This is a genomic window from Alicyclobacillus sp. SP_1, from assembly GCF_024706985.1.
GTDB lineage: Bacteria > Bacillota > Bacilli > Alicyclobacillales > Alicyclobacillaceae > Alicyclobacillus_I.
In genome coordinates this window covers 1-5,835 of record NZ_JAMCCX010000058.1, presented here as the reverse complement: position 1 = coordinate 5,835, position 5,835 = coordinate 1, and the positions used below count along the sequence as shown (strand labels likewise).

Sequence of the window (5,835 nt, the reverse complement as noted above, 5' to 3'; positions counted from 1 at the left end):
GGCTCATATTTATGGAGCTTATTGGGACTGATTTAGGCTTTGCAGGGGAAGTCGCCTGATTCATTCAGCACCCCCTAAGTAACCGTTCTCTTAGTTCATCATCAATCGAGTCTCCCAGACCTTTCACTCCCCATAATGTTCATCCTCGTTGCTGCATTAAACTGCTTCGATTGTGAAACAAGACCTGCGAGCTACATGCTGCATGTGTATGCAGAAGTGGCACCAAGTCGCTCTGGGATTTACGCACTTAACAGTCACATATCAGTATTGTTTGAGGAAGAATTCGTGGCATTCCACAGCGAAGGGAGGAACCTAGAACCTGTTATAGATGTCTCCTCTACTTCCAATCGAAATAACGAGGATGACAAGTTTGTCTTCTTCAATGGAAAATACAACTCGAAAGTCGCCTACCCGTAGCCTGAGAATGTCTTCGGTTCCCTTCAAACGCTTTACTTGCCGGTTAGAAAATGGATTTTCAGCTAATTGTAACAGGGCATTTCGAATTCGCTGTTTTGTCTGTGCGGTTTGTTTATCTATAAATTTTCGAGCGTCTTTGCTGAAGATGAGGCTATACATTCAGTTATCACCGAAAATTTCATCGAAAGAAACAAAGTCACCCTGGCGCATATCTTCTCGAATACGCTTGTATTCCGCAATCGCCGTATCGGACAAGGGTTCATCATCATCTTCGATTAATTTGTCAATCAGGTCTGCTAAAGCTGGCAGCTTGTTCTCGGGGAGGTGGTCGATTACGCGATGAAGCTGCTCACGGGATAATGCCATTAGACAACACCGCCTTTCATGCGAAATGGAGTGGTTATATCGCGTATTTCCCAAATTATACACCAAAATTCATCGCGCGTTCTTCATTCTGCTCTTCAGGATTACGGCCCGAGAGTTGAATAAGCACCTCCTGTCTTAGAGTGCATAGTCATGCAAAACTTCAAATTGCCGTCTGGTGGGGGCACCAGTTTATTGAACGACTGTAGACTGAATACCTTCATTTCTGACCTCCAAGATGTACTCTGTGTACACATGCTCTCTCCCACCAAACTTTTCGTACCATTCCCTAATACGATGTTTATGAGGCTCATCGCTTCGAACACTGGCTTCAATTCGTTCGTAGTCCTCGTAACTGTTATATTCCCACATCGCAAAGATTTCTGTAGTATCGTCGTCGTTCGGTTTCATCCAACGCCCGACCAATCGAGCGTCATGTTTGAGCTGGTTCGGGAGATTTGTCTTGTTGAAGTGCTCATTAAAAGCATCCACAAAACCACTCTTCACAATGTAAAATTTTCTTCGATAAAACATAAAAAGCCACCTCTTTTCCGTGGGTCTTTCTTGAATTTATCGGCCCGTTAACGACGCAACCAACGGGAACCATTAATGTATAATTATGTATCCATGATAACGAATTCTTGTCAGACATGCGCCCCCGTTTGTTCAGCAAGCCCCACATGCATTCAAACCAACTTATATCCGCCAAACACAGCGTGCCCAGCACGTTGCCAAAAGCAATCCACTTTGGAAAAGCCTATTTCCGTCATCCATGTGAGTTGGTCAAAAAGGGACGCTGGCATGTCCATCGAGTCTGGATGTGAATAGCAATTCCATCCATCATTCTTGAATTCATCGAAGGTTTTCTCTGAACCTGTCATCGCCTTCGATTGTTCTTTGACTATCACATCCCATTGGGTTCCCACTGCAGATTGAGCAATTGGGTGATGAGGCATCACGATGTCGATAAGAAGAACTGCCCCTCCTGGTTCTAAGGCATCATACAAATCACTGTATAGATTTCGTTTGCCTTCATCATTGAGATGGTGAACAACCAACGATGAAACAAAGCACCGAATTGGTTTCGGCAGTTGCTGTCTCCACTCATTGCTATCCAAGTCAAACAACTGAAATTCTACCCTGTCTTCGAACAAACGTGTTCGTCCTGTGGAGGCATCCAACATGACAGAGGAGCCGTCTAACCCCAAATAGCGAATTGATCTGAATTTTTCCAGAATCAACGATGCTAACTCACCGCCGCCACATCCAAGTTCCACTAAGCGAAACTCTTCATTGGAACCAGCAGGAATCAGGCTTGTGAGCATATTCATCTGTTCATACCGAGAAGGGGTGATTACATCGACTAAGTTCAAGAATTTGCCAGAGTCGTTATCCGTCCATTCATTGCTCATTATCTCATCTCCTTAAATTAGAGCAGCAAAACATTACGGAAATTGTACCAAGACTGCATTTGTGTGGTTGTTGGACATTACTGCCCATGTGCGACAGAGGCGAGTCCATCAGCCAACGCATAATAATGCAATCAAGCACCGAGGTTCTGTGCTGCCGAATGGCTACAGCATTCAGGAAATAAACTCTGAACGAAGTAGTCCCAGCACCACTTGATCCGTTGGCACGCCTTTCACAAGAACAGCTTCTCTCAACGTCCCTTCAACCTGGAAACCAATCTTTAGATACGCCTTTATTGCTCGCTCGTTCCCGCTCCAAGTATCTAACTGTAGGCGTCTGAGTCGAAAGCGGTCAAAAAGGAATTGGCTCATGGTCCGAACAGCGTCAGTGCCATACCCCTTGCCCCAAAAGTCCTTCTTTCCGATCATGATACCGATAACGGCTGTCCCAGCTACTAAGTCCATATCTCGGTAACTGATTTCCCCAATGAAATCATCTGTCTCGGTGAAAATGCCGAGCATTCCAGACTCCTGTTGACGGCTTTCCAAGACATCCGTATCATATCGTTTCATGAACGCTTCTTCCGAAATCAAACTGGACAAATATGGTTCCCCAGTTGCCCAATACATTACCTCGTCGTCTTGTCTCCACTGGTAGTAGGTATTGAACATCCCTCGGGTGAATGGTTTCAAGGTCACCAATTTTCCACGAATCACTCAATTTCCTCCCCTGATGTCTAACTCACTCTGCTTGAAAATAGGTTTTGCCGCTTAAATCAGGGGCAAAAATCTCTTTTGAATATGGAAACTGAAGAGGTGGCATGTCATTAAGGGAAAGGTATTTATAACTTCCTATTTCTCCATCAACGGGATGCAGAGATCCACCCTTCACTGTGCATTCAAACACGAAATTTATATACTCAACTTCATTTCCATCTGGATAAGCCCACCGAAAATCTTTTCCTCCGAACACCCCAAGAAGGTTTGTCGGAACAACATTTAGTCCTGTTTCTTCATAAACCTCACGAATTACAGCTTGCGCAGGTGTTTCACCAATTTCGATGGCACCAGCAGGGAAACCCCACATTGTTCCACCAGCTTCTTGAACAAAAAGAATCTCATTTCGTTCGTTTCGAATGATACCGACAACACTAGGACTAAAGATTAGTTGCGTGCCTATTTTTTCACGCAGGTCTTTGTAATACTTGGCCATTGGCACGATGCTCACCTCGCTCACGAGAATTTTCAAAACTGATTTGTGTGCTTCTTACTCAGCTCTCCGGCCCGATAATGACATGACCCGGAAAATTCCTTGGTTTATATTTATGCACGGACGGGAGCAAATCCTTCTTGAAGATCAGCGCCCTTTAGCGACAGAAGGAATTGCGACTGCAATTATAAATTTAAAGCAAGTCGAATCATGTCGCGGCACTGTATTCCGTTCTCATAAATCGGCTCATCATAGTGGATAGTGAAAAAATCCCTGTCTACGCCAACGATTCTAAAACCACACTTTTGATACAAAGCTAATTGCCCAACACTGGAGTTCCCTGTTCCCAGTTCAATCGTTTTATATCTCATAGACCTTGCAGTCTCAATTGCATGACGAACCAGTTGCTTCCCTATCCCATTGTCATGTTTCTTTTCCACGACAGCAACATTCACGATCTCCACGGTTTGCGGACGTGTATCAATCAGCACATACACTCCAATGATTTCACCGTTAGATTCGGCGACGAAACACTGCCCACGGTGAATGTAACTTTCAACCACTTCTTTGGAAGGATCGGCGAGCAAAAGCAATGACATTGGAAATTGTTCATCTTCCCGTAATCGTCTAATTTGTATACCTTCCACCAACAAATCACCCTGCCCTTGCCTTCGACATTCCGCCCCTGATGTCCAAGAAGACGTGCGTCGTGCACGCTGCATGTGTATGCAGACCGATCGAAACGTCCTTTTCAAGGATTGCGTCCAATTGGCACAAGGACAGACATGTTTAGCCTTTAGAAGAACTTGTAGAGACCTTCTGCAAAGTATGTAAAGTCCTCGTCTGTGATATTCTTGACACCGTAACCTTTGAAGAAGATATCCACATCTGCTTGGTCTTTAAAGAGACGGGGTTTAGGGCGGATAGCTAGTGACACGTCATATCTCGGATCTCCAAATGCTCCTCCACCCCAGTCGATTACGCCAACAATTTCTCCATCCTTGACCAACACGTTATCAATTGTAAAATCTCCATGAATTAGAGTTTCCGCAATTGGATTGGGCTTATTTGTCATAAGCCTGCACAAAAGTTCGTTGTCGCCGTCTACAAGATAATGCTCCAAGTTAAACTTCGCCTGGAGTAGCGTTCGGTCAAGCCATTCTGTTTCTGATCTGAGTACGTTAGGACAAGGCGTAGCGTGGATTTTTGCCAAGATGCCCCCAAAGTTCATGATTGTTTCTTGACGCCGCTCACAGTCCCGTTCTTGGGATAATACCTGTCGCAACGTATCTCCTTCAAGGTAATCAAATACAGCCCAAGATTGATTTTGAAGGTCGTGTTCAACATACAAATGTCCACGTGGAACAGGTAGATCGGTATTTTCCAGAGCGTCCAGAACCAGCACTTCGTGATGCAACCATGACCTGAACTGTCTTCCTCGTGTTCTCTTCAGCACAAACAGTCCCTGTTCACTTGCGATTATGCCAACATCCGACGTATCCCCCTGCTGTGGGAACCTAATTTGTCTTATTTGACCCATGAAGTTTGTGATCTCATTTGGAATCTCGTTCAACGAAATGGGCTCCAGATATTCGCGCCTCCTTGCGTCCTTCTTCTGTCCAAGTGTTCAACAACATTCGATCAGTCCAAATGGATATTCATGCGCCCATGGCGTCATCATGCCATTACTGCATTCCACTCTATTCCCGCCATTTGCGATGCGTCTTTTTGTATCACCGAAAGAAATTGCCGGACTTTCAAGTATCCAAAAACGTACCCGGTCCTTGGAGGCATACCATCCACCATCTGTTCACTCGGGTTTCTGGAGAAAAATGCTGCCATCCAACGACTTGAGTTCAAATCGTCGTGAATGTCGTCTAGGAGATTCCAGTTATCCACCACCCATTGAACTGTGTCTGGGGGTACATAACAGTAATCCGAGATTTCATGTCCAGGCTGAACCTCTTGAGAAAAGTATGATGCCAAGCCTTCGGAGACCATGCGTTCGCCGACCGTAGAGGTAAATATGTTATTGCTGAGTTGTTGCTGTCTCTTCCAGTGATGGCATTCGTGCGATAAAAGCAACTCAAGAACATCAAAATCCCCATCGGTTGCTTCGAGGCATAAGACCGTAATTTGAGAACCACGAAACTGCGTTGAATAGATGTTGGTACAGTCAAGCCCAACAATTACATAAACGTCTTGTTCAGTACCAGTATACTCAAGCGTTCCCAGTAAACGCTCAGTCGTCGAGATGAGACGTTCTTCGAACCCCGTGAAATCTGTTCCAATTGAGTAAAGCATCTTGGTAAAACGCCGATGCCCAAGCTCCTTGAACCGTCCATTCACCTCCTGTGACGTCGTAAATCCTTTTGGACTAAAATGTATTGCATCTAACAATTCTCTGTGCACGTCGAAATAGTCATGTTGAATCCG

General features: G+C 44.9%; 9 protein-coding genes. All 9 read right to left on the bottom strand.

Annotated elements, in window-relative coordinates; translation table 11 throughout:
- Positions 1-312: 312 nt before the first annotated feature.
- Complete coding sequence (locus M4I36_RS16920; RefSeq protein WP_374986252.1) at positions 313-576, bottom strand: type II toxin-antitoxin system RelE family toxin; 264 nt, start codon at positions 574-576, stop codon at positions 313-315.
- The gene (locus M4I36_RS13070; protein WP_258112193.1) at positions 577-783 is read right to left on the bottom strand and encodes a hypothetical protein; all 207 of its coding nucleotides are present in this window, start codon (positions 781-783) and stop codon (positions 577-579) included.
- Between the two features lie 189 nt (positions 784-972).
- Positions 973-1,314: an NIPSNAP family protein gene (locus M4I36_RS13065; RefSeq protein ID WP_258112192.1), complete on the bottom strand. Its 342-nt coding sequence runs from the start codon at positions 1,312-1,314 to the stop codon at positions 973-975.
- A 152-nt stretch (positions 1,315-1,466) separates the two neighbouring features.
- Positions 1,467-2,192 (bottom strand): class I SAM-dependent methyltransferase, encoded by a 726-nt coding sequence (locus tag M4I36_RS13060; RefSeq protein ID WP_258112191.1) that lies wholly within the window; start codon positions 2,190-2,192, stop codon positions 1,467-1,469.
- A gap of 171 nt (positions 2,193-2,363) precedes the next feature.
- On the bottom strand, positions 2,364-2,906 hold the full coding sequence (locus M4I36_RS13055; protein ID WP_258112190.1) for a GNAT family N-acetyltransferase: 543 nt from the start codon (positions 2,904-2,906) through the stop codon (positions 2,364-2,366).
- A gap of 25 nt (positions 2,907-2,931) precedes the next feature.
- Positions 2,932-3,408 carry an NUDIX domain-containing protein gene (locus M4I36_RS13050; protein WP_258112189.1) on the bottom strand — a complete coding sequence of 159 codons (477 nt, stop codon included), beginning with the start codon at positions 3,406-3,408 and terminating at the stop codon, positions 2,932-2,934.
- Between the two features lie 176 nt (positions 3,409-3,584).
- The gene (locus tag M4I36_RS13045; protein WP_258112194.1) at positions 3,585-4,037 is read right to left on the bottom strand and encodes a GNAT family N-acetyltransferase; all 453 of its coding nucleotides are present in this window, start codon (positions 4,035-4,037) and stop codon (positions 3,585-3,587) included.
- A 158-nt stretch (positions 4,038-4,195) separates the two neighbouring features.
- Entirely contained in the window at positions 4,196-4,972 is a 777-nt protein-coding gene (locus M4I36_RS13040; protein WP_258112188.1) for a phosphotransferase family protein, read from the bottom strand.
- Positions 4,973-5,076: 104 nt separating this feature from the next.
- A partial coding sequence (locus tag M4I36_RS13035) for a DUF2268 domain-containing protein (RefSeq protein ID WP_258112187.1) occupies positions 5,077-5,835 on the bottom strand: 759 nt, incomplete at its 5' end.

What these genes read in the sequence shown, in the direction of transcription:
- M4I36_RS16920 (WP_374986252.1), bottom strand. Translation starts at nt 576, where the DNA reads ATGTATAGCCTCATCTTCAGCAAAGACGCTCGAAAATTTATAGATAAA.
- M4I36_RS13070 (WP_258112193.1), bottom strand. Translation starts at nt 783, where the DNA reads ATGGCATTATCCCGTGAGCAGCTTCATCGCGTAATCGACCACCTCCCC.
- M4I36_RS13060 (WP_258112191.1), bottom strand. Translation starts at nt 2,192, where the DNA reads ATGAGCAATGAATGGACGGATAACGACTCTGGCAAATTCTTGAACTTA.
- M4I36_RS13065 (WP_258112192.1), bottom strand. Translation starts at nt 1,314, where the DNA reads ATGTTTTATCGAAGAAAATTTTACATTGTGAAGAGTGGTTTTGTGGAT.